Genomic DNA, 21108 nt, shown 5'->3' with positions numbered 1-21108 from the left:
ATGCGGGTCGCGCGAGCGGCCCACCCAGACCTGCTTGCCGTAACGGGAGCATATGCGAATCCATCAGGATTTGCAGGAACAACTGCGCACAACATTAAACTGTGCCGAACTCGCTTCTCAGAAGGAGATTTAGTATGCGTAACTACGATTTATCCCCCTTACTTCGTCAGTGGATTGGTTTTGACAAACTGGCTAATGCCCTGCAAAACACCGCTGAGCAACAGACGTTTCCGCCGTACAACATCGAAAAAAGCGACGATAACCACTATCGCATTACCCTTGCGCTGGCCGGCTTCCGTCAGGAGGATCTGGATATTCAGCTCGAAGGCACGCGTCTGACCGTGAAAGGTACGCCGGAGAAACAAGAGACCGAGACCAAATGGCTTCATCAGGGGCTGGTTAATCAGCCGTTTAGCCTGAGCTTTACCCTGGCAGACCATATGGACGTCTCCGGCGCAACGTTTACCAACGGGCTGCTGCATATTGACCTGACCCGTAACGTGCCGGAAGCCATCGCGCCGCAGCGTATCGCCATTAGCGACCGGCCGGCGTTGAATAGTTAACAAGCCCGCCGAACCTGTAGGTCGGGTAAGGCGCAGCCGCCACCCGACACTGCTCACAGACCGCACAAGGCCCTGCCCCGGCAGGGCTTTTTTGTGCGCCATCGCCCATACAACCGCCCACGGCTCTGAGAGAATCCTTAGCATAACTAAGGTTATGCCAAGGAAGTGGATCATGAGTGATATCGCGTTAACCGTCAGCGTGTTGGCCCTGGTCGCTGTTGTTGGCCTGTGGATAGGGAATATCAAAATCCGCGGCGTCGGGTTTGGGATAGGCGGGGTGCTGTTTGGCGGCATTTTTGTCGGCCACTTTGCCGACCAGCTCGGGCTGGTGCTGAGCGCCGAAATGCTCCACTTTACCCAGGAGTTCGGCCTGATCCTGTTCGTCTATACCATCGGGATTCAGGTGGGGCCGGGTTTTTTCGCCTCACTTCGGGTCTCCGGCTTACGGCTCAACCTGTTTGCCCTCGGCATTGTGGTGATGGGCGGGCTGGTCACCGCCATTCTGCATAAAATCTTTGCTATCCCGCTGCCCGTGGTGCTGGGCATTTTCTCCGGGGCGGTCACCAACACGCCTGCGCTCGGCGCGGGGCAGCAAATCCTGCGCGATTTGGGCATCGAACCTGGCATCGTCGACCAGATGGGGATGAGCTACGCCATGGCCTATCCGTTTGGTATTTGCGGCATTCTGCTCTCCATGTGGCTGGTCCGCGTCCTGTTTCGCATTAACGTCGATAAAGAGGCGAAGGACCACGAAACCACGCTTACCAACGGCCATATGCCGATCAAAACCATCAACATTCGGGTTGATAACCCCAACCTGAACAATATGGCGATTCAGGACGTGCCGATTCTGAACAGCGCCAATATTATCTGCTCCCGCCTTAAGCGCGACGATATGCTGATGGTGCCCGCGCCCGGCACCATCATTCAGCAAGGCGATCTGCTGCACCTGGTGGGCCAGCCCGGCGATTTGAACAATGCCCGTCTGGTGATTGGTCAGGAAGTGGATACCTCGCTCTCAACGCGCGGCACCGATATGCGGGTGGAACGCGTTGTGGTAACCAACGAGCACGTCCTTGGCAAAAAAATACGCGATCTGCAGGTAAAAGAGCGTTATGACGTGGTGATCTCCCGCCTTAACCGTGCGGGTGTCGAGCTGGTCGCCAGCCCGGAGGCCAGCCTGCAGTTCGGGGATATCCTCAACCTGGTTGGGCGCCCGTCTTCCATCGACGCCGTCGCGGATATGGTGGGTAACGCCCAGCAGAAACTGCAGCAGGTGCAGATGCTACCGGTGTTTATCGGTATTGGGCTTGGCGTGCTGCTGGGCTCCATCCCGCTGTACGTGCCGGGCTTCCCGGTGGCGCTCAAGCTGGGCCTGGCGGGCGGGCCGCTGATTATGGCGCTGATCCTCGGGCGTATCGGCTGCATCGGTAAGCTCTACTGGTTTATGCCGCCGAGCGCCAACCTGGCGCTGCGCGAGCTGGGCATCGTGCTGTTCCTGGCGGTGGTCGGGCTGAAGTCCGGCGGGGATTTCGTCGATACGCTGATCAAGGGCGAAGGGATGAGCTGGGTCGGCTACGGCATCTTTATCACGGCGATCCCGCTGCTGACGGTGGGCATACTGGCGCGGATGTTCGCCAAAATGAACTACCTGACGCTGTGCGGCATGCTGGCGGGCTCCATGACCGATCCGCCCGCGCTGGCCTTTGCCAATAACCTGCACACCACCAGCGGCGCGGCCGCGCTCTCCTATGCCACCGTCTACCCGCTGGTGATGTTCCTGCGCATCATCACCCCGCAGCTACTGGCGGTGCTGTTCTGGGGGATGAGCTAGTAAATCTTCCGGGTGGATGCGCCGCAGATGGTAGTCCACCTGGTAATCACTGGTATTTCGGAACATCACGGAATAGTTGAGAAACTCGCCGCTGTCGCTGTAGGAAAGGGAGGTGATACGCAACAGCGGCGTCTGTTCCGGCAGGTTCATATAACCCGCCAGCTGCTTATCGGCCAGCACCGGCGTCAGGCTCTCGTAGTTGCCGCTGATGGTGATCCCGCACTCCTTCTCGATGTAATCAAACTTTGACCCTTCAAGATGCGCCAGCGACAGATTGCGAAACAGCTTCACCGGCATAAAACTGTCCTCCAGCATCAGCGGTTTTCCGTCCACGTAGCGCACCCGCCGGGAAAAGTAGATCCGCTCATCCACCTGAATTCGCAGCTGGCTGGCGATGGCGGGCGGGGCGGGCATCACTTCAAACTGCAGCACCTTGCTCTGCACCTCTTTTCCCTGCTGACGCAGCACCTCCACCAGCCCGGTCAGGTTGGTGGTTTCGTGGTGAACGTCTTTGCGTGACACAAACGTGCCGCTGCCGTGCCGCCGTTCAACCAGCCCCCAGCTCACCAGCAGATCCAGCGCCTTGCGGATGGTCATTCGCGCCACGCCGAACTCCTGCGCCAGCGCTTTCTCGCCCGGCAGCGGACTGCCGATATTGTAGTCCGACGAATTCAGCCGCAGCCGCAATCGATCGGCAATCGATTTGTAGATCACCAGTAGACCTCTCTGCCCTTATCAGGGCGTGGATGGCGTCCTGACATGTCCATATTTACCGTAAAAAGTAGACCTGATTGGTCAAAATAAAACCATGAATGCGATCACGAATCGCAGCGGCACGCCATGTTCGCGCATCAGTAAGTTCTTATGCTCACCTCAGGCCAGCAAAAAACCATAAAGGCCTCTACCCCTACAGGTTGTTTCATGAGGATTTAAAAATGCTCAGTCAAATACAACGTTTTGGCGGTGCCATGTTTACCCCGGTGTTGCTGTTTCCGTTCGCCGGGATCGTGGTGGGAATCGCCATCATGCTTCGCAACCCGCTGTTTGTCGGCGAAGCCTTAACGGCCCCCGATCATCTTTTCGCGCAGATTGTTCACATCATTGAAGAGGGCGGCTGGGCGGTGTTCCGCAATATGCCGCTGATTTTTGCCGTCGGCCTGCCGATTGGCCTGGCGAAGCAGGCCCAGGGCCGCGCCTGTCTGGCGGTGCTGATTAGCTTCCTGACCTGGAACTACTTCATCAACGCGATGGGGATGACCTGGGGCCACTTCTTCGGCGTCGACTTCTCCGCCGAACCGACAGCGGGAAGCGGGCTGGCGATGATTGCCGGGATCAAAACGCTCGATACCAGCATCATCGGCGCTATCGTGATTTCAGGCATCGTCACCGCCATCCACAACCGCTATTTTGACAAGCCGCTGCCGGTGTTTCTGGGGATTTTCCAGGGCAGCTCGTTTGTCGTGATCCTCGCGTTCTTCGTCATGATCCCCTGCGCCTGGCTGACGCTGCTGGGCTGGCCGAAAGTGCAGATGGGCATTGAGTCCCTGCAGGCGTTCCTGCGTTCTGCCGGTGCGCTGGGCGTATGGGTCTATACCTTCCTGGAACGCATTCTGATCCCAACCGGATTGCACCACTTCGTCTACGGTCCGTTCATTTTTGGCCCGGCGGCGGTGGAAGGGGGAATTCAGGTCTACTGGGCGCAGCACCTGCAGGAATTCAGCCAGAGCACCCTGCCGCTGAAAACTCTTTTCCCGGAAGGCGGGTTCGCGCTGCACGGCAACTCCAAAGTGTTCGGCTCGGTCGGGATTGCGCTGGCGATCTGGTACACCGCGTCGCCGGAAAACCGCGTCAAGGTCGCGGGGCTGCTGGTCCCGGCCACGCTTACCGCGGTGCTGGTGGGCATTACCGAACCGCTCGAATTCACCTTCCTGTTTATCTCGCCGCTATTGTTTGCCGTTCACGCCGTGCTGGCGGCCACCATGGCAACGGTGATGTACACCTTCGGCGTGGTCGGGAACATGGGCGGCGGCCTGCTGGACCAATTCCTGCCGCAAAACTGGATCCCGATGTTCCACAACCACGCCTCGACGGTGTTCACCCAGATCGGCATTGGCGTCTGCTTTACCGGAGTTTACTTCGTGGTCTTCAAAACGCTGATTGCGCGTCTGAACCTGAAAACCCCGGGCCGGGAAGAGAGCGAAATCAAGCTCTACAGCAAGGCCGACTATAAGGCGGCGCGCGGGCAAACCACCGCCCCGGCCGCGGCCAGCCAGCAGGTCGGGCAGGCCGCCGGATTCCTGCAGGCGCTGGGCGGCGCGGCCAACATCGAAAGCATCAACAACTGCGCCACCCGCCTGCGCATCGCCCTGGTCGAAATGGCGAAAACGCAAAGCGATGACGTCTTCAAAGCCCTCGGCGCCCACGGCGTGGTGCGACGCGGCAACGGCATTCAGGTGATTGTCGGTCTGCACGTTCCTCAGGTGCGCGACCAGCTGGAATCGCTGATGAAAACCCCCTTAACGAATGAACAAACCACCCTGACAGAGGCTATATCATGAAAAAATTCTCAGTTGTCATTGCAGGCGGCGGCAGCACCTTCACGCCTGGTATCGTCCTGATGCTGTTAGCCAACCGTGACCGTTTCCCGCTGCGCGCCCTGAAGTTCTATGACAACGACGGCGCGCGTCAGGAGACCATCGCCGAAGCGTGCAAAATCATCCTTAAGGAGCAGGCTCCGGAGATTGAATTCAGCTACACCACCGATCCGAAAGCGGCGTTTAGCGATGTCGATTTCGTGATGGCGCATATCCGCGTGGGTAAATACCCGATGCGCGAAAAAGATGAAAAAATCCCGCTGCGCCACGGCGTGCTGGGCCAGGAAACCTGTGGCCCGGGCGGGATCGCCTACGGCATGCGCTCTATCGGCGGCGTGCTGGAGCTGGTGGATTACATGGAGCAGTACTCCCCGAACGCGTGGATGCTGAACTACTCCAACCCGGCGGCGATTGTTGCGGAGGCCACGCGCCGCCTGCGTCCGAACGCCAAAATTCTCAACATCTGCGATATGCCGATCGGCATTGAAGGGCGCATGGCGCAGATTGTCGGCCTGAAGGACCGGAAAGAGATGCGCGTGCGCTACTATGGCCTGAACCACTTCGGCTGGTGGACGTCGATTGAAGACCTGAAAGGTAACGATCTGATGCCGAAGCTGCGCGAATACGTGGCGAAACATGGCTATGTTCCACCTTCTGACGATGCCCATACCGAGGCGAGCTGGAACGATACGTTCGCGAAAGCCAAAGACGTGCAGGCGCTGGATTCGGACACCATGCCGAACACCTACCTGAAGTATTATCTGTTCCCGGACTACGTGGTCGCGCATTCCAACCCGGAACGCACCCGCGCCAATGAGGTCATGGATCACCGTGAGAAGCATGTATTCAGTTCATGCCGGGCGATTATCGAGGCGGGCAAATCCTCCGCCGGTGAGCTGGAAATCGACGAACATGCGTCGTACATCGTCGATCTGGCAACCGCGATTGCCTTTAATACCCAGGAACGCATGCTGCTGATTGTGCCTAACAACGGGGCTATCCATAATTTTGATGCCGACGCGATGGTGGAGATCCCGTGCCTGGTGGGTCATAACGGACCGGAGCCGCTCACGGTGGGCGATATTCCGCACTTCCAGAAAGGGCTGATGAGCCAGCAGGTGGCGGTGGAAAAACTGGTGGTGGATGCCTGGGAGCAGCGCTCGTACCAGAAACTCTGGCAGGCGATTACCCTGTCGAAAACCGTGCCGAGCGCGTCCGTCGCAAAAGCGATTCTGGATGACCTGATCGAGGCCAACAAGGATTACTGGCCAGCGCTGCACTGATCGTCCTGACCGGCATCGCCCGATGCCGGTCTCCTTGTCCTTGTCGATTTACGCTATGCTGAAGCCTGCCCGTAGCTCGACAAGGAACCTTCATGAAAATTTCCCGCCTCGGCGAAGCGCCGGACTACCGCTTCTCGCTGGCTAATGAACGCACGTTTTTAGCGTGGATCCGCACCGCGCTGGGGTTTCTTGCCGCCGGGGTGGGGCTCGACCAGCTCGCGCCTGATTTCGCCACGCCGTTGATTCGCGAGGTGCTGGCGCTGCTGCTGTGCCTGTTCGCGGGCGTGCTGGCGATTTACGGCTACCTGCGCTGGCTGCGCAATGAGAAGGCGATGCGACTGAAGCAGGATCTGCCCTATACGCGTGGGTTACTCATCATCAGCGTGATTCTGCTGGCGGTGGCGGGCGTGGTGATGGTGCTGGTGTTCTATGGCGGATAGCCGCAAAGCGCGACGCGAAGCGGACCCCGGCCTGCAGCCGGAGCGGACGTCGCTCGCCTGGCTGCGCACGCTGCTGGGGTATGGCGCGCTGATCGCCCTGGCTATTAAGCACAACTGGCACCGCACCGGGGTGCCGTTCTGGATCTCGCTTGTTGTGCTGGCGCTGGTGGCAATCGTTTTATGGCGCTATACCCGCAGCCGTAACCTGATGGACGTAGCGCAGGACGACTTTGTGCAGCCGAAGGCGGTGCGGGATAAGTTCCTCATCGCCCTGGCCGTGCTGTTGCTGTCTTTACTCTTCGCAGTGACTCACATTCAGCAAATTGTGAGCTTTTAAAGCCCGGTGGCGGCTACGCCTTACCGGGCCTACAACTGCCGCCACCCGGCAGAATTACTGCCCTTTAGCCAGATACTTCGCCATCTCGTCTTCCGGCACCATGCCGCCGCCGGTCGCCCACACCAGGTGAGTAACGCTGGCATCTGAAGGCACGCGCAGCGGTCCGGCCATGCCCGCCAGCGCGGACGGTTCCAGACGAATGCCTTCCTCCTGCGCCAGCCAGCCGAGCATGTCGTACATGCTCTGATCGGAAAGCGTATAGAACCCGTCGAGCAGGCGCTCCATCGCGCGGCCCACGAAGCCGGAGGCGCGTCCTACCGCCAGCCCGTCCGCCGCCGTCACGTTATCAATGCCCAGGTCCTGCACCGCGATCTCATCGTGCAGGCCGGTGTAAACGCCCAGCAGCATGCACGGGGAGTGCGTGGGCTCCGCGAAGAAGCAGTGAACGTTATCGCCAAAGGCCAGCTTCAGGCCAAACGCCACGCCGCCGGGGCCGCCGCCGACGCCGCACGGCAGGTAGACGTACAGCGGATGATCGGCATCCACCACGCGGCCCTGAGCGGCAAACTGTGCCTTCAGGCGCTCGCCCGCCACCGCGTAGCCCAGGAACAGGGTGCGGGAATTTTCATCGTCAATGAAGAAGCAGTTCGGATCGCTTTCCGCCGCTTTGCGTCCCTGCTCCACCGCCACGCCGTAATCCTGCTCATATTCCACGACGATGACGCCGTGGCTGCGCAGTTTGGCTTTCTTCCACTCGCGGGCGTCGGCGGACATATGCACCGTCACCTTAAAGCCGATGCGTGCGCTCATGATGCCGATGGACATCCCCAGGTTGCCGGTTGAGCCTACCGCAATGCTGTACTGGCTGAAGAAGTCCTTAAAGCGCGGCTCCAGCAGGATGCTGTAGTCGTCTTCAACGCTCAGCAACCCGGCGTCCAGCGCAAGTTTTTCCGCGTGGGTCAGCACCTCATAGATACCGCCGCGCGCTTTAATCGAGCCGGAGATTGGCAAATGGCTGTCTTTTTTCAGCAGCAGCGTGCCGGGAATGGATTTGCCAGATTCTTTCTCCAGCCGCGCCCGCATTGCCGGGATGGCGACCAGTTCGGATTCAATAATCCCGCCCGTTGCGGCCGTCTCCGGGAAGGCTTTCGCCAGATATGGCGCGAAGCGGTTGAGGCGCGCATGGGCATCGTCCACGTCGGCTTTGGTCAGCCCGACATAGGGCAGCCCTTCTTCAAGCGTGGTCGTGTTCGGGTTAAGCCAGGTGGTTTCTTTCAGGGCAATCAGATCCTCAACCAGAGGAAACTGTGCGGTTAAAGTGGTGATAGTTGCGTTTTCCATAATACGTCTCTTCGCGCTCAGATAATGAAAGAAAGCAGGAATGTGCCGCCAAGTGCAAGCACCGAGGCGATAAACGTCGCCGTCGTATAGTATTTGAAGGTCTCATTCAGGGTCGCGCCGCAGTATTGCTTCACCAGCCAGAAGAGGGAATCGGTCACGATCGTGCAGCCAATGGCGCCGGAACCGATGGCAATGGTGATGATCTCCGGGCTGACGTTCGGATAGAGCGGCAGCATCGGCGCGACGATGGCCGTGGCGCCCATCATCGCGACCGTGGCGGAGCCTACGGCGGCATGCAGCACCAGCGCCACCAGCCAGGCGAGCAGGATAGGGTGCATGTGCAGGTTCGAGAGAATTTGCGCCAGCGAGTCCGCCAGTCCGCTGGTTTTCAGAATGGCGTTGAACGCGCCGCCCGCGCCGATAATCAGCAAAATGTTGGCGATAGAGCCAAAGCCGTGCTCCGTATGGGTCAGCATCGCGCCCATGCCCATATGCTGGCGGATGCCCAGCAGGTAGTAGGCGACAAACACGGCGATAAACATGGCGGTGATGGGGTTGCCGATAAACTCCAGCAGCGTATACAGCGTGCCGTCTTTTGCCATATTCAGTTCAGCGATGGTCTTCACCAGCATCAGGGCAATCGGCAGCAGCACCGTAAACAGCGTGGCGCCCAGCGACGGCAGGGTATGCTCCTCCCGCACCTTCAGGTCTGAAAATTCCGCCGGAACCGGTTTAAACGGCAGACGATTGCCGAGCAGCTTCAGGAACAGCGGGCCGCCGACCAGAGAGGCCATCAGGCCCACCAGCAGGCCGTAGACGATTACCGTCCCAACGTCCGCCCCTAATTTATTGGTCACAAACAGCGCGGCCGGATGCGGCGGCACCACGCAGTGCACCGCCATCAGCGCGGTACAGAGCGGAATGGCCAGCTTAAGCAGCGACGTGTGGGTCTTTTTGGCGATGGAAAACGCCAGTGGGATCAGCAGGACCACGCCCACTTCCACGAACAGCGTAATGCCGCAGATCAGGCCCACCAGCACCATAATCACGTCTGCTGACAGCCAGCGGCAGCGCTGCAGGGCGATCCCGATGCGCTCTGCAGCGCCGGAAACCTCCATCATCTTGCCGAGAATGGTGCCCAGACCAATCACGGCCGCCAGGAAGCCCAGCGTGCCGCCAATCCCGCTCTCAATGGCGTTTACCATATCCAGCGGGCTCATTCCCATCATTGCGCCGACGAAAAAGCTCGCCAGCAGCAGCGCGAGGAACGGGTGAAACTTCAGCTTAACGATGGTTAAAACAATCAACACAATGCTGACCAGCAGCGTTGCCACAACCCAGACCTGAGATCCCATATCTCACCTCACCCTCATGTCATCTGGGGGTATTGGACGAAAAAGCGGCGTGGGCTGACAAACGATATAAATTGGCGTTCAGGTGAGCCAGATTGAATCAACTGAGTGACTGCGCTCTAAAAAACGCACTTAATCCGCATTAGGTTCACATAAATTCACCCATGAACGGTATGCTGGGCGCAGAAAACACGCGTGAGAATTGTGATGACCGATGCAAATGAAGCCAGAAACCGGCTATTAAACGGCTGGCAGCTGTCGAAAATGTACACCTTTGAAGTGGCGGCCCGGCATGAATCCTTCGCGCTGGCGGCGGAGGAGCTGTCGCTCAGCCCCAGCGCGGTGAGCCACCGCATCAACCTGCTGGAAGAGGAGCTGGGTATTCAGCTGTTTGTCCGTTCGCACCGTAAAGTCGAGCTGACGCAGGAGGGAAAGCGCGTTTACTGGACGCTAAAATCGTCCCTCGACACCCTGAATCAGGAGATCCTGGACATCAAAAACCAGGCGCTGTCCGGCACGCTGACGGTCTACTCCCGGCCGTCGATCGCTCAAGGCTGGCTGGTACCCATGCTGGGTGACTTTACCCGCCGCTATCCGTCGATTTCGCTCACCGTCCTGACCGGCAATGATTACGTCAATATGCAGCGAACGGGCGTCGATCTGGCGCTCTATTTCGACGATACGCCGCCAAACCATCTGTCTCATCACTTCCTGATGGACGAAGAGATTTTGCCCGTCTGCTCGCCGCAGTATGCCCGCGAGCATGAGCTGTTGAAAAACCCCGATAACCTTAGCCACTGCACGCTGCTGCACGACCGTCAGGCCTGGAGCAATGATTCCGGTACGGATGAGTGGCTGAGCTGGGCGCAGCACTTTGCGGTGAATATGCCGCCATCGTCGGGTATTGGTTTCGATCGTTCCGACTTAGCGATTATTGCGGCCATCAACCACGTCGGCGTCGCGATGGGGAGAAAGCGGCTGGTGCAAAAACGGCTTGAACGGGGCGAACTGATCGCCCCGTTTGGTGACAAGACCCTGAAATGCCATCAGCACTACTATGTCTCGACGCTTTCTGGCCGTCAGTGGCCGAAAATAGACGCCTTTATCGGCTGGCTGAGAGAACTGGCAGGTTGAAGAATTATTACGCTTTCGCGCTACACCAAATGTGAAAAAGCGTGCTAAATACAGGTAATGCTTTCGATTTATCCAGGGTAAACCGTGTTAAAGCCTCTTATAGCGACCGCGTTACTGATCTCTTCCGGCTGGGCCATTGCCGCTGAGCCGCCGCTGACGGCTGCCCGTTATGCGCAGCAGCTTGGCGTCGGGATGGATGTGGACTGGGCGCGCACCGAGCGCGGCATACGCGAATTCGACCCGCTGGTGGTCCGCGATTTTCGGGCTAAAGGCATTACCCACGTGCGCATCCGCGTGGCCGACGAGCCGACGGAAGCGCGGCTGATCCACCTGCGCAAGCTGGTAGAAGCCTGTGAGCAGTATGGCGTGATCCCGATAGTCGCGTATCAGGCTGATGAATATAAAAACGACCCGAAAGCCGATAACGAGAAAGAGACGGTCAACTGGTGGATTGCCGTGGCGCACTATTTCGGTCAAAGCTACCCGCTGCTGGGTTTTGATCTCATTTATGAGCCGGCCGACAAGCTTAACCACAATCTGGCGTCGCTAAACCGTGTCTATGAAAAAACCGTTAAAGCGATCCACGACATCGACCCGCAGCGCATGATCTTCATTGCGCCACGCCTGCGTGCCGCGCCGGAGGAGTTATCCAGCCTGAAGCTGCCCGCGCACAGCCAAACCTATCTGCTGGCGGAGTGGCATATTTTCCCGTGGGGGCCGCTGAAAAATGGCGGCAAATACCCGTGGACGTCCGGCACGGCGGCGGAGAAAGCGGCAATCCGTAACCGCATCAATGCCGCGCTGCACTGGCAGCAAAAAACCGGGCACGTTAGCTGGGTCGGGGGCTGGGGCGTGGGGGAGTCAAGCCGCTTTACGCCAACCGCCTCGCAAGTCGCGTTCGCCACCTTTATGGCCTGCGAGCTGCAAAAGGCCAAAATCCCGTATGCGCTTAACGCGGATTTCCAGTTTTACGACGGGGAAGAGGGCGCCTGGCGGCCTGCGCCAGAGCCGTTATTGCAGGCGATGATCGCCCCTGTCTGTGAAAAGCCCGGCGAGAAGCCGGGCCATCATGCGGTTAAACCGGCTGCTCGTGATGCGGGACACGCGACGCCAGCGGCAGCCAGCACAGTAAAATCAGCAGCCCCATCAGCGTCATCAGCAGGCCCAAACTAGCCTGCCCGGTCTGCGGCATCATCGCCGAGAGCCAGGCCAGCGCACCAGAACCGATGTTCTGCAAACCGCCCACCAGCGCGCCCGCCGTACCTGCAAGGAACGGGAACGGCTCCATCGCGCCGCTGGTGGCGAGCGGGAACAGCATCCCCGCGCCGAAGAAGAACAGCGCCGCCGGGATGAGCAGCGTCCAGACGGTCATCACGCCAAACAGCCCCGGGATCCACATCATCAGACCCGCCAGCAGACAGCTGATCACCGACTGCCACATCAGGGTGGAGAAGCGCTTGTTTGGTCGACCGGCAAACCACGCGCCGAAGAACGCCGCCGGGATCGGCAGAATAAACAGAATGCTCACCACCATGCTGCTCAGGCCCAGCCCCGCGCCCAGCAGCACGCCGGAGCAGGCTTCGAACACCGCGATGCCCGCCAGGCCGCCAATCAGCATCAGCAGGTAGCAGGTGAACGCGCCGTTGCCGAACAGCGTTTTATAGCTGGCGATCAGCTTCGTGCGCGGCGCGTCCTGCGGGCGCGTTTCCGGCATCCAGCGCGCCATGCTGAAGGTGACAATGATGCACAGCACCAGCAGGAAGGCGTAGCAGGCGCGCCAGGACCACATCGTGTCCAGCAGGCCGCCGATCAGCGGGGCCAGCAGCGGGCTGACCAGAATCCCCATATTCAACAGGCTGTTGGCATGGCGCAGCTGGGTACCCTGATACATATCGCGCGGTAAGGTTCGCGCCATCACCCCGCCAACGCCGGTCCCAACGCCCTGCAGGGCGCTGGCGGCAATCAGTACGGTCAGGCTATGGGTAGTAATGGCAATCACCGTCGCCACCATGAAAATACTCATGCCCACCAGGATCACCGGGCGACGCCCGACGCGGTCGGAGAGCGGGCCGTAGAAGAGCTGCGAAACGCCATAGGTCAGCAGGTAGGCCGCCATTACGCTCTGTACCGCGCCCTCGCGGACGTTCAATTCCTTTGCCATGTCGGCGATCGCCGGAATGTAGATGGTTTGCGCCATCTGACCGACGGCCACCAGTAACACCAGCATCAACAATAAGTTAACGTTCCGTTGCTTTTTCATGTCGCTGAATACTTTTGCCAAAAGATAAAAATGAAGAATAAGTGACTGCGCATTCCCATAAATGCGCGAGGAATCTACCACAGAGAGATGACAATTTAAGCATTGTCGCGGTGAATGGAAAAACCGGTAAAGGCAGGATTTGTAAACAATAACGGCAACTAATGTTGCCAGTGCTTTACGCCAGGCGCAGCAGAATGGCGCCGCCGGCGATACCCAGCGCTGCTGCAATGCGCAGGCCCGCAACCTTCTCTTTTAAAAGCAAAAAAGCGATCAGCGCGCCAAAGAGTATGGAGGTTTCACGCAGCGCCGCGACCACCGCCAGCGGCGCCTGCGTCATCGCCCACAGCGCCAGACCGTAAGAGCCCATGGTCCCCACCCCGCCAAGCAGCCCCTTTTTCCAGTGCAGACGCAGGTAGCCGGACGCCTCGCGCCGACGCGCGACCATCGCCCAGCTCAGCAGGCAGAAGCCGTTCATAAAGAAGGTCCACAGCGTATAGCCTAGCGCGGTCTCCGACAGCCGCACGCCGGTGCCGTCCACCAGCGTATATCCCGCAATAAAGCAGGCGTTCAGCAGCGCCAGCCAGATCCCCTTGCGTGACTTCATGCGCCCGTTCATTGCCATCGCCAGAATCGACAGGCAAATTACCCCGATGCCGGACCAGGCGAGCCAGGAGAGACGATCGCCGAGCGCCAGCACGCCGATCAGCGCCACCAGCAGCGGGGCGGTGCCGCGCATCAGCGGGTAGGTCTGGCTCATATCGGAAACCTGATAGGTCTTCGCGACCAGCACGGTGTAGACCACCTGTAAGGCACAGGAGACGATCAAAAACGGCCAGCTTGCGGCAGAGGGCTGTGGAGAGAAGGGGAGCAGCACCAGGGCAATCAGCGTGGCGGAGCCGCTGACGCTAATCGCGGAATAGAGCTTGTCCGTTCCGGCTTTGACGATGGCGTTCCAGCTGGCATGCAGCAGCGCGGCGAAGAGTAAAATGCAGAATACGGTGAGGGTCATGGCGTGTCGGGTGATGAGTTGTCACTCAACTGTAACATTCACGTCCTGAAGCTGCCAGCCGGTTACACCGCACAAAAAAGGCGGTGCGTCACCCGCGGTTCGTCCGAGACCAGCGTAAACCCTGCCTGGCGATAAAACCCGTAGGCAGCGTCCGGCGCATGGGTATTGAGGAAATCGAACCAGATGCTGGCATCGGCCATCACGACGGTTAAAAGCTGCTTGCCAATCCCCAGCCCACGGCACTTCTCGCTGACGTAGAGATGGCGAATACGCCCGGCGCGCGGCTGCTGGCTGAACGGATCGCGATTCAGACCGCACACGCCAACCAGCTTGCCGTTGAGAAACGCCCCCAGCAGCTTTTCACCCGGCGCGTTAAAGCGGTTCTCACCCCGCTGCCAGCTCTCTTCCAGCCTGCGCAGCATGTTGAAATTCGATGCGATACTTTCCGCCTTCAGGGCGATATACCCCGGCTCGTCGGGCGTGACAGGCTCAATTAACAGACGCGACATAGCATTCCCTCGTTATTAAAGAGGGGCGGTTGCCCGCCCCTCTCAGGTGCGACTTGAACCTGAATTACCGAACGAATTTCAGGACAGCATCAAGCAGTTGCAGTACTGCAACAATGAGTTTGAGGATAAGTATCACCATATCCACTACGCTCATACGCGTCTCCTTTTGGTTAAAAGGAGCACGATGCTGGCGTACCTTTCCGCCGCCTGTTGCCAGCACCTGGATTGACGTAACACAGTGTGCTCACTTCAGGGGTTAAGGCACTGACGGCACCACCCGTTTCAGCCAGGACTTCGTTGCGCCGGTAGAACTGCGGCCCCCTCGCTCACTGCGAACACCCTCAGTATAGATAAATACTGTACGTATGAACAGTGTTTTGTAGACAAAATCTGGAAGGCGATCCATACTCAAAAACGTCAAAATCCGTGCCGGAATTGCGCGTTCGTCTTCGATCGCGTATACTTTTTGCGTTGACGTAACACAGTGTGTTCTGCGGCGACCAACCGCAAAACCCTGATAAAAACCTCGCTTCGGCGGGGTTTTTTGTTTTCATCCCCCAACAAACGAAACGTGATCCCTGACGCATTTTTGCGCAGATGAAAATATTTCCATTGTCACGCCCGAAAACCTGTGTTTGTATAAATTCCATCAATGATTCCAAACACAGGTCCCCAATGACTTCATCCATCTTCACTTCGACCCTACTAAAAACTGCGCAACCAGCCGCAGTGGTCGTCGTGCGTGTGGTGGTGGTCGTCGGCAATGCGCCGTAGGGACTGGATCAACACACGAATCCAAAACCCCGCCGGCGCAAACCGGGCGGGGTTTTTCGTTTAGGACCCTCCCCGGATAGTCGGCTCAGAAGAAAAGGACTGGAGCATGGCAAGTTCGGGCACAACATCCACCAAGACGCGTTTTACCGGCGCGCAGCTGATCGTTCATCTGCTGGAGCGACAGGGCATCACCACGGTTGCGGGCATCCCCGGCGGCACGGTACTGCCGCTGTACGATGCGTTAAGCCAAAGCACGCAGATCCGCCACGTGCTGGCGCGCCACGAGCAGGGCGCAGGCTTTATCGCCCAGGGCATGGCGCGTACCCAGGGTAAACCGGCGGTCTGTATGGCCTGTAGCGGGCCGGGCGCCACTAACCTGGTGACCGCCATCGCCGACGCGCGTCTCGACTCCATTCCGCTGATCTGCATTACCGGCCAGGTGCCGTCCTCGATGATCGGCACCGATGCGTTCCAGGAAGTCGATACCTACGGCATCTCTATCCCCATCACCAAACATAACTATTTAGTTCGCGACATCGCCGAGCTTCCTCAGGTTATCAGCGATGCGTTCCGCATTGCGCAGTCCGGCCGCCCGGGCCCGGTGTGGATAGACATTCCTAAGGATGTCCAGACCGCAGAGATCGAGATCGACGTGCTGCCGGAGCCGGGCGAGCGTGCCCCTGCGCCGGAGTTCAGCGCTGAGAGCGTGCGCGACGCCGCCGCCATGATTAACGCCGCCAAACGTCCGGTGCTCTATCTGGGCGGCGGGGCGATTAACGCTGCGGATGAAATCCGCCAGTTTGCGGAAAAAGCCAACCTGCCGACCACCATGACCCTGATGGCGCTGGGTATGCTGCCAAAAGCGCACCCGCTGTCCCTGGGGATGTTGGGCATGCACGGCGCGCGCAGCACCAACTATATCCTGCAAGAGGCGGATTTGCTGATTGTGATGGGCGCACGTTTTGATGACCGGGCGATTGGCAAAACCGAGGAGTTCTGCCCGAACGCGAAAATTATTCACGTGGATATCGATCGCGCCGAGCTGGGTAAAATCAAGCAGCCGCACGTGGCGATTCAGGGGGACGTAGCCGAAGTGCTGGCGCAGCTGATCCCGCAAACCGACGCGACCGATCGCGCCGACTGGCGCCAGCTGGTGGCCGATCTGCAGCGCGAGTTCCCGGGCGCGATCCCAACTGAAGGCGACCCGTTGAGCCACTACGGCTTGATCAACGCCGTGGCCGCCTGCGTGGACGACAGCGCGATTATCACCACCGACGTGGGCCAGCACCAGATGTGGACCGCCCAGGCCTACCCGCTGAACCGTCCGCGCCAGTGGCTGACCTCCGGCGGCCTCGGCACCATGGGCTTTGGCCTGCCCGCAGCTGTGGGCGCGGCGCTGGCGAATACGGACCGCAAGGTCATCTGCTTCTCCGGTGACGGCAGCCTGATGATGAACATTCAGGAGATGGCGACCGCAGCCGAAAACCAGTTAGACGTGAAAATCATCCTGATGAACAACGAGGCGCTGGGGCTGGTGCACCAGCAGCAGAGCCTGTTCTACAAGCAGGGCGTGTTTGCGGCGACCTATCCGGGGATGATTAACTTTATGCAGATTGCCGCCGGCTTTGGCCTGCACACCTGCGATCTGAACGCGGAAGAGGATGCCCACGCGGCGCTGCAGGCGGCGATCTCGCGTCCGGGCCCGGCGCTGATCCACGTGCGTATCGACCCTGAACAAAAAGTGTATCCGATGGTGCCGCCGGGTGCGGCAAATACTGAGATGGTGGGAGAATAAGCCATGCAGAAACAACATGATAACGTCATTCTGGAACTCACCGTCCGCAACCACCCTGGCGTCATGACCCACGTCTGCGGGCTGTTTGCCCGCCGGGCGTTTAACGTGGAAGGCATTCTCTGTCTGCCGATTCAGGGCAGTGAGCACAGCCGCATCTGGCTACTGGTCAACGATGACCAGCGTCTGGAGCAGATGATGGCGCAGATCGACAAGCTGGAGGACGTCACCAACGTGGCGCGCAACCAGTCCGATCCCACCATGTTTAACAAAATTGCGGTGTTCTTCGAATAGATCGCTTAAGGTAAGCGTCTTTCGCTCTTGTAGGCCGGATAAGCGCAGCGCCATCCGGCTTTTTCAGACCGCAGGAACACACATGACCACCATCGCCCTTATCGACGACCACCTCATCGTCCGCTCTGGCTTTGCCCAGCTTCTCAACCTCGAACCGGATTTCCAGGTCGTGGCCGAGTTTGGCTCCGGCCGCGAGGCGCTGGCGGGCCTGCCGGGGCGCGGGGTGCAGGTCTGTATCTGCGACATTTCGATGCCGGATCTCTCCGGGCTGGAGCTGTTAAGCCAGCTGCCGAAAGGGATGGCGACCATTATGCTCTCGGTCCACGACAGCCCGGCGCTGGTGGAGCAGGCCCTTAACGCGGGGGCGCGGGGCTTCCTCTCTAAACGCTGCAGCCCGGACGAGCTGATTGCCGCCGTGCGCACCGTCTCCACCGGCGGCTGCTACCTGACGCCGGAAATCGCCATCAAGCTGGCGGCTGGACGACAGGATCCGCTCACCCGGCGCGAGCGTCAGGTGGCGGAGAAGCTCGCGCAGGGGATGTCGGTAAAAGAGATTGCCGCCGAGCTGGATCTGTCGCCGAAGACCGTGCACGTCCATCGCGCCAACCTGATGGAAAAACTCAACGTCAGCAACGACGTCGAGCTGGCGCGCTGCATGTTCGACAGCTGGCAATGAGTCCCGTCTTTTCGCGGCTGATCGCCGTCGTTGCCAGCTTTTTCATCTTCTCCGCCGCGTGGTTCTGCCTGTGGAGCATCAGCCTGCATCTGGTGGAACGTCCTGAGCTGGCGGTGCTGCTGTTTCCCTTCGGCCTGCGTCTGGGGTTAATGCTCCAGTGCCCGCGCGGCTACTGGCCCGTTTTGCTCGGTGCAGAGTGGCTCATGCTGGTCTGGCTGGCGCAGGAAGTGGCCCTCGCGCATCTGCCCTTATTGATGACCGGAAGTCTGCTCACGCTTCTCCCCGTTGCGCTCATTTCCCGCTATCGTCACCAGCGCGACTGGCGCACGCTGCTGCGCCAGGGGGCGGCGCTGATTGCCGCCGCACTGCTGCAGTCACTGCCGTGGATTGGCGACAAGGAGATGCTCAACGCGTTGCTGCTGACCCTTACCGGCGGCCTGACGCTGGCCCCGACCTGCCTTGTGATCTGGCATTATCTTACAAGCACTGTCTGGCAGCCGCTCGGCCCGGCGCTGGTCTCCCAGCCGGTGAACTGGCGCGCCCGGCACCTGATCTGGTATCTGCTGCTGTTTGTGGTGAGCCTGTGGCTCCAGCTTGGTCTCCCCGCTGAATTATCACGCTTCACGCCGTTTTGCCTGGCGCTGCCGATTATTGCTCTGGCCTGGCACTACGGCTGGCAGGGGGCGCTGATCGCGACCCTGATGAACGCCATCGCGCTGATCGCCAGCCAGACCTGGCACGACCATCCGGTGGATCTGCTGCTCTCGCTGCTGGCTCAGAGCCTGACCGGGCTGCTGCTCGGGGCGGGCATTCAGCGCCTGCGCGAGCTGAACCAGTCCCTGCAGACCGAGCTGGCGCGCAACCGACGTCTGGCTGAACGCCTGCTGGAGACGGAAGAGAGCGTGCGGCAGGAGGTGGCCCGCGAGCTGCACGATGACATCGGCCAGACCATTACCGCCATCCGCACCCAGGCGGGCATTGTCCAGCGCCTGGCGGCAGAAAACGCAGGCGTGAAGCAGGGCGGGGCGCATATTGAACAGCTTTCGCTGGGCGTGTATGACTCGGTGCGACGCCTGCTCGGCAGGCTGCGGCCGCGCCAGCTCGACGACCTGTCGCTGGAGCAGGCGGTGCGTTCCCTGATGCGCGAGATGGAGCTGGAAAGCCGCGGCATTGTCAGCCATCTCGACTGGCGCATTAGCGAACCTGCGCTGAGCGAAGGCCAGCGCGTGACGCTGTTCCGCGTCTGTCAGGAGGGGCTGAACAATATCGTCAAGCACGCCAGCGCCAGCGCGGTCACCATCCAGGGCTGGCAGCAGGACGAGCGCCTGATGCTGGTGATTGAAGACGACGGCTGCGGCCTGCCGCCGGGCTCCGGCCAGCAGGGCTTTGGCCTGGCGGGCATGCGCGAGCGGGTGAAGGCGCTTGGCGGCACGCTGAGCCTCTCCTGCACCCACGGGACGCGCGTCAGCGTCAGCCTGCCGTTAAGGACGCACCATGTTTAAAACCCCAGCCAGCGCAGCCCCGTTAAGCAACAAAGCGGAAATCGACGCCCGCTACCGCTACTGGCGACGTCATATTCTGATTACCATCTGGCTCGGCTACGCGCTGTTCTACTTCACCCGCAAAAGCTTCAACGCCGCCGCGCCGGAGATCCTCGCGAGCGGCGTGATGACCCGCACCGATATCGGCCTGCTGGCGACGCTGTTTTATATCACCTACGGCCTGTCGAAGTTCTTCTCCGGCATCGTCAGCGATCGCTCAAATGCCCGTTATTTCATGGGCGTTGGGCTGATCGCCACCGGCGTGGTGAATATTCTGTTTGGCTTCTCCACCTCGCTGTGGGCCTTTGCCCTGCTGTGGGCGCTGAACGCCTTCTTCCAGGGCTGGGGCGCGCCGGTCTGCGCCCGCCTGCTCACGGCGTGGTACTCGCGCAACGAGCGCGGCGGCTGGTGGGCCGTCTGGAACACCGCGCATAACGTCGGCGGGGCGCTGATCCCGATGGTGGTGGGTGCCGCGGCGCTGCACTACGGCTGGCGCGCGGGGATGATGATTGCCGGTGGCCTGGCGATTGTCGCCGGGCTGTTCCTCTGCTGGCGCCTGCGCGACAGGCCGCAAACCGTCGGCCTTCCGCCGGTGGGCGACTGGCGGCACGACGAGATGGAGATCGCCCAGCAGCAGGAGGGCGCGGGGCTGACCCGCAGGGAGATCCTCACCCGATACGTGCTGAAAAACCCGTACATCTGGCTGCTGTCGCTCTGCTACGTACTGGTCTACGTGGTGCGCGCGGCCATCAACGACTGGGGCAATCTGTACATGTCCGAGACGCTCGGCGTGGACCTGGTGACTGCCAACTCCGCGGTGACGATGTTCGAGCTGGGCGGGTTTATCGGCGCGCTGGTGGCGGGCTGGGGCTCGGACAAGCTGTTCAACGGCAACCGTGGTCCGATGAACCTGATCTTCGCCGCCGGGATTTTGCTCTCCGTCGGCTCGCTGTGGCTGATGCCGTTTGCCAGCTACGTGATGCAGGCGGCATGCTTCTTCACCATCGGCTTCTTCGTGTTTGGCCCGCAGATGCTGATTGGCATGGCGGCGGCTGAGTGTTCCCACAAAGAGGCGGCAGGCGCGGCGACGGGCTTTGTCGGGCTGTTTGCCTACCTGGGCGCATCGCTCTCCGGCTGGCCGCTGGCGCGGGTGATCGACGTCTGGCACTGGAGCGGTTTCTTCGCGGTGATCGCCATCGCGGCGGGCATTTCCGCCCTGCTGTTGCTGCCTTTCCTGCACGCGCAGGCCCCGCGCGAAGCCAGCGTGATGTGATGCGCTTCACCTTTTCACCCCGTATGGCGCAAAACTAGGAAATTTTCCCGGTTTTACCTGGACGCTGTCTCAGGCATCTCTCCCGGCTGATTTTTACAATGC

At 60.0% G+C, this 21108-nt stretch carries 21 protein-coding genes; 14 read left to right on the top strand and 7 right to left on the bottom strand.

The window, feature by feature from the left end; genetic code table 11:
* The first annotated feature begins 134 nt into the window (after nt 1-134).
* Both ibpB and N6P30_RS08845 read left to right on the top strand, forming a co-directional pair.
* The gene (ibpB, locus tag N6P30_RS08850) at nt 135-563 is read left to right on the top strand and encodes a small heat shock chaperone IbpB (protein ID WP_008500161.1); all 429 of its coding nucleotides are present in this window, start codon (nt 135-137) and stop codon (nt 561-563) included.
* A 172-nt stretch (nt 564-735) separates the two neighbouring features.
* Complete coding sequence (locus N6P30_RS08845) at nt 736-2397, top strand: putative transporter (protein WP_023293696.1); 1662 nt, start codon at nt 736-738, stop codon at nt 2395-2397.
* Here the strand turns inward: N6P30_RS08845 and N6P30_RS08840 are convergent.
* On the bottom strand, nt 2365-3111 hold the full coding sequence (locus N6P30_RS08840; RefSeq protein ID WP_008500159.1) for a GntR family transcriptional regulator: 747 nt from the start codon (nt 3109-3111) through the stop codon (nt 2365-2367). The two genes, N6P30_RS08845 and N6P30_RS08840, sit on opposite strands and share 33 nt — an antisense overlap.
* Before the next feature lie 221 nt (nt 3112-3332).
* Here N6P30_RS08840 and N6P30_RS08835 point away from each other — a divergent pair, with 221 nt between their 5' ends.
* From N6P30_RS08835 to N6P30_RS08820, 4 genes are all read left to right on the top strand, one after another.
* On the top strand, nt 3333-4955 hold the full coding sequence (locus N6P30_RS08835; protein ID WP_023293697.1) for an alpha-glucoside-specific PTS transporter subunit IIBC: 1623 nt from the start codon (nt 3333-3335) through the stop codon (nt 4953-4955).
* Entirely contained in the window at nt 4952-6274 is a 1323-nt protein-coding gene (locus N6P30_RS08830; RefSeq protein WP_023293698.1) for a 6-phospho-alpha-glucosidase, read from the top strand. Before N6P30_RS08835 ends, N6P30_RS08830 begins: the two co-directional genes overlap by 4 nt.
* A gap of 92 nt (nt 6275-6366) precedes the next feature.
* The gene (locus tag N6P30_RS08825) at nt 6367-6714 is read left to right on the top strand and encodes a YidH family protein (protein ID WP_023293699.1); all 348 of its coding nucleotides are present in this window, start codon (nt 6367-6369) and stop codon (nt 6712-6714) included.
* Nucleotides 6704-7051: a DUF202 domain-containing protein gene (locus N6P30_RS08820; RefSeq protein WP_023293700.1), complete on the top strand. Its 348-nt coding sequence runs from the start codon at nt 6704-6706 to the stop codon at nt 7049-7051. The genes N6P30_RS08825 and N6P30_RS08820 overlap by 11 nt, the downstream gene beginning before the upstream one ends.
* 54 nt (nt 7052-7105) lie before the next feature.
* On the opposite strand, the gene dsdA is transcribed toward N6P30_RS08820, so the two are convergent.
* On the bottom strand, nt 7106-8392 hold the full coding sequence (dsdA, locus tag N6P30_RS08815) for a D-serine ammonia-lyase (protein ID WP_021242686.1): 1287 nt from the start codon (nt 8390-8392) through the stop codon (nt 7106-7108).
* Between the two features lie 17 nt (nt 8393-8409).
* Nucleotides 8410-9747 (bottom strand): D-serine transporter DsdX, encoded by a 1338-nt coding sequence (gene dsdX / locus N6P30_RS08810; protein WP_008500153.1) that lies wholly within the window; start codon nt 9745-9747, stop codon nt 8410-8412.
* Nucleotides 9748-9951: 204 nt separating this feature from the next.
* On the opposite strand from dsdX, the gene dsdC reads away from it, so the two are divergent.
* Complete coding sequence (dsdC, locus tag N6P30_RS08805) at nt 9952-10878, top strand: DNA-binding transcriptional regulator DsdC (protein WP_023293701.1); 927 nt, start codon at nt 9952-9954, stop codon at nt 10876-10878.
* An 84-nt stretch (nt 10879-10962) separates the two neighbouring features.
* The gene (locus N6P30_RS08800; protein ID WP_023293702.1) at nt 10963-12051 is read left to right on the top strand and encodes a cellulase family glycosylhydrolase; all 1089 of its coding nucleotides are present in this window, start codon (nt 10963-10965) and stop codon (nt 12049-12051) included.
* On the opposite strand, the gene emrD is transcribed toward N6P30_RS08800, so the two are convergent.
* The 4 genes from emrD to tisB all read right to left on the bottom strand — a co-directional run bounded on the left by emrD (nt 11954) and on the right by tisB (nt 14810).
* Complete coding sequence (gene emrD / locus N6P30_RS08795; RefSeq protein ID WP_023293703.1) at nt 11954-13138, bottom strand: multidrug efflux MFS transporter EmrD; 1185 nt, start codon at nt 13136-13138, stop codon at nt 11954-11956. The genes N6P30_RS08800 and emrD overlap by 98 nt on opposite strands.
* A 175-nt stretch (nt 13139-13313) precedes the next feature.
* Nucleotides 13314-14147 (bottom strand): EamA family transporter, encoded by an 834-nt coding sequence (locus N6P30_RS08790; protein WP_023293704.1) that lies wholly within the window; start codon nt 14145-14147, stop codon nt 13314-13316.
* Nucleotides 14148-14209: 62 nt separating this feature from the next.
* Nucleotides 14210-14656, bottom strand: a complete 447-nt coding sequence (locus N6P30_RS08785; protein WP_023293705.1) for a GNAT family N-acetyltransferase — start codon at nt 14654-14656, stop codon at nt 14210-14212.
* Between the two features lie 64 nt (nt 14657-14720).
* Nucleotides 14721-14810 carry a type I toxin-antitoxin system toxin TisB gene (gene tisB, locus N6P30_RS08780; RefSeq protein ID WP_008500146.1) on the bottom strand — a complete coding sequence of 30 codons (90 nt, stop codon included), beginning with the start codon at nt 14808-14810 and terminating at the stop codon, nt 14721-14723.
* A gap of 521 nt (nt 14811-15331) precedes the next feature.
* Here tisB and ivbL point away from each other — a divergent pair.
* The 6 genes from ivbL (at nt 15332) to N6P30_RS08750 (ending at nt 21006) form a co-directional block, all read left to right on the top strand.
* Complete coding sequence (gene ivbL, locus N6P30_RS08775) at nt 15332-15430, top strand: ilvB operon leader peptide IvbL (protein ID WP_057979964.1); 99 nt, start codon at nt 15332-15334, stop codon at nt 15428-15430.
* A 106-nt stretch (nt 15431-15536) separates the two neighbouring features.
* Nucleotides 15537-17225: an acetolactate synthase large subunit gene (gene ilvB, locus N6P30_RS08770; RefSeq protein ID WP_023293706.1), complete on the top strand. Its 1689-nt coding sequence runs from the start codon at nt 15537-15539 to the stop codon at nt 17223-17225.
* Between the two features lie 3 nt (nt 17226-17228).
* Entirely contained in the window at nt 17229-17516 is a 288-nt protein-coding gene (ilvN, locus tag N6P30_RS08765; RefSeq protein WP_008500144.1) for an acetolactate synthase small subunit, read from the top strand.
* An 82-nt stretch (nt 17517-17598) separates the two neighbouring features.
* On the top strand, nt 17599-18192 hold the full coding sequence (uhpA, locus tag N6P30_RS08760; protein WP_008500143.1) for a transcriptional regulator UhpA: 594 nt from the start codon (nt 17599-17601) through the stop codon (nt 18190-18192).
* Nucleotides 18189-19694, top strand: a complete 1506-nt coding sequence (gene uhpB, locus N6P30_RS08755; RefSeq protein WP_023293707.1) for a signal transduction histidine-protein kinase/phosphatase UhpB — start codon at nt 18189-18191, stop codon at nt 19692-19694. The genes uhpA and uhpB overlap by 4 nt, the downstream gene beginning before the upstream one ends.
* Nucleotides 19687-21006 (top strand): MFS transporter, encoded by a 1320-nt coding sequence (locus tag N6P30_RS08750; protein WP_023293708.1) that lies wholly within the window; start codon nt 19687-19689, stop codon nt 21004-21006. The genes uhpB and N6P30_RS08750 overlap by 8 nt, the downstream gene beginning before the upstream one ends.
* The last annotated feature ends 102 nt before the right edge of the window (nt 21007-21108 follow it).

It is taken from the genome of Enterobacter sp. PL1, assembly GCF_945957325.1.
Lineage (GTDB): Bacteria > Pseudomonadota > Gammaproteobacteria > Enterobacterales > Enterobacteriaceae > Enterobacter > Enterobacter roggenkampii.
Note: the sequence above shows the minus strand (reverse complement) of the source record. Positions and strands in the feature narration are given on the sequence as shown.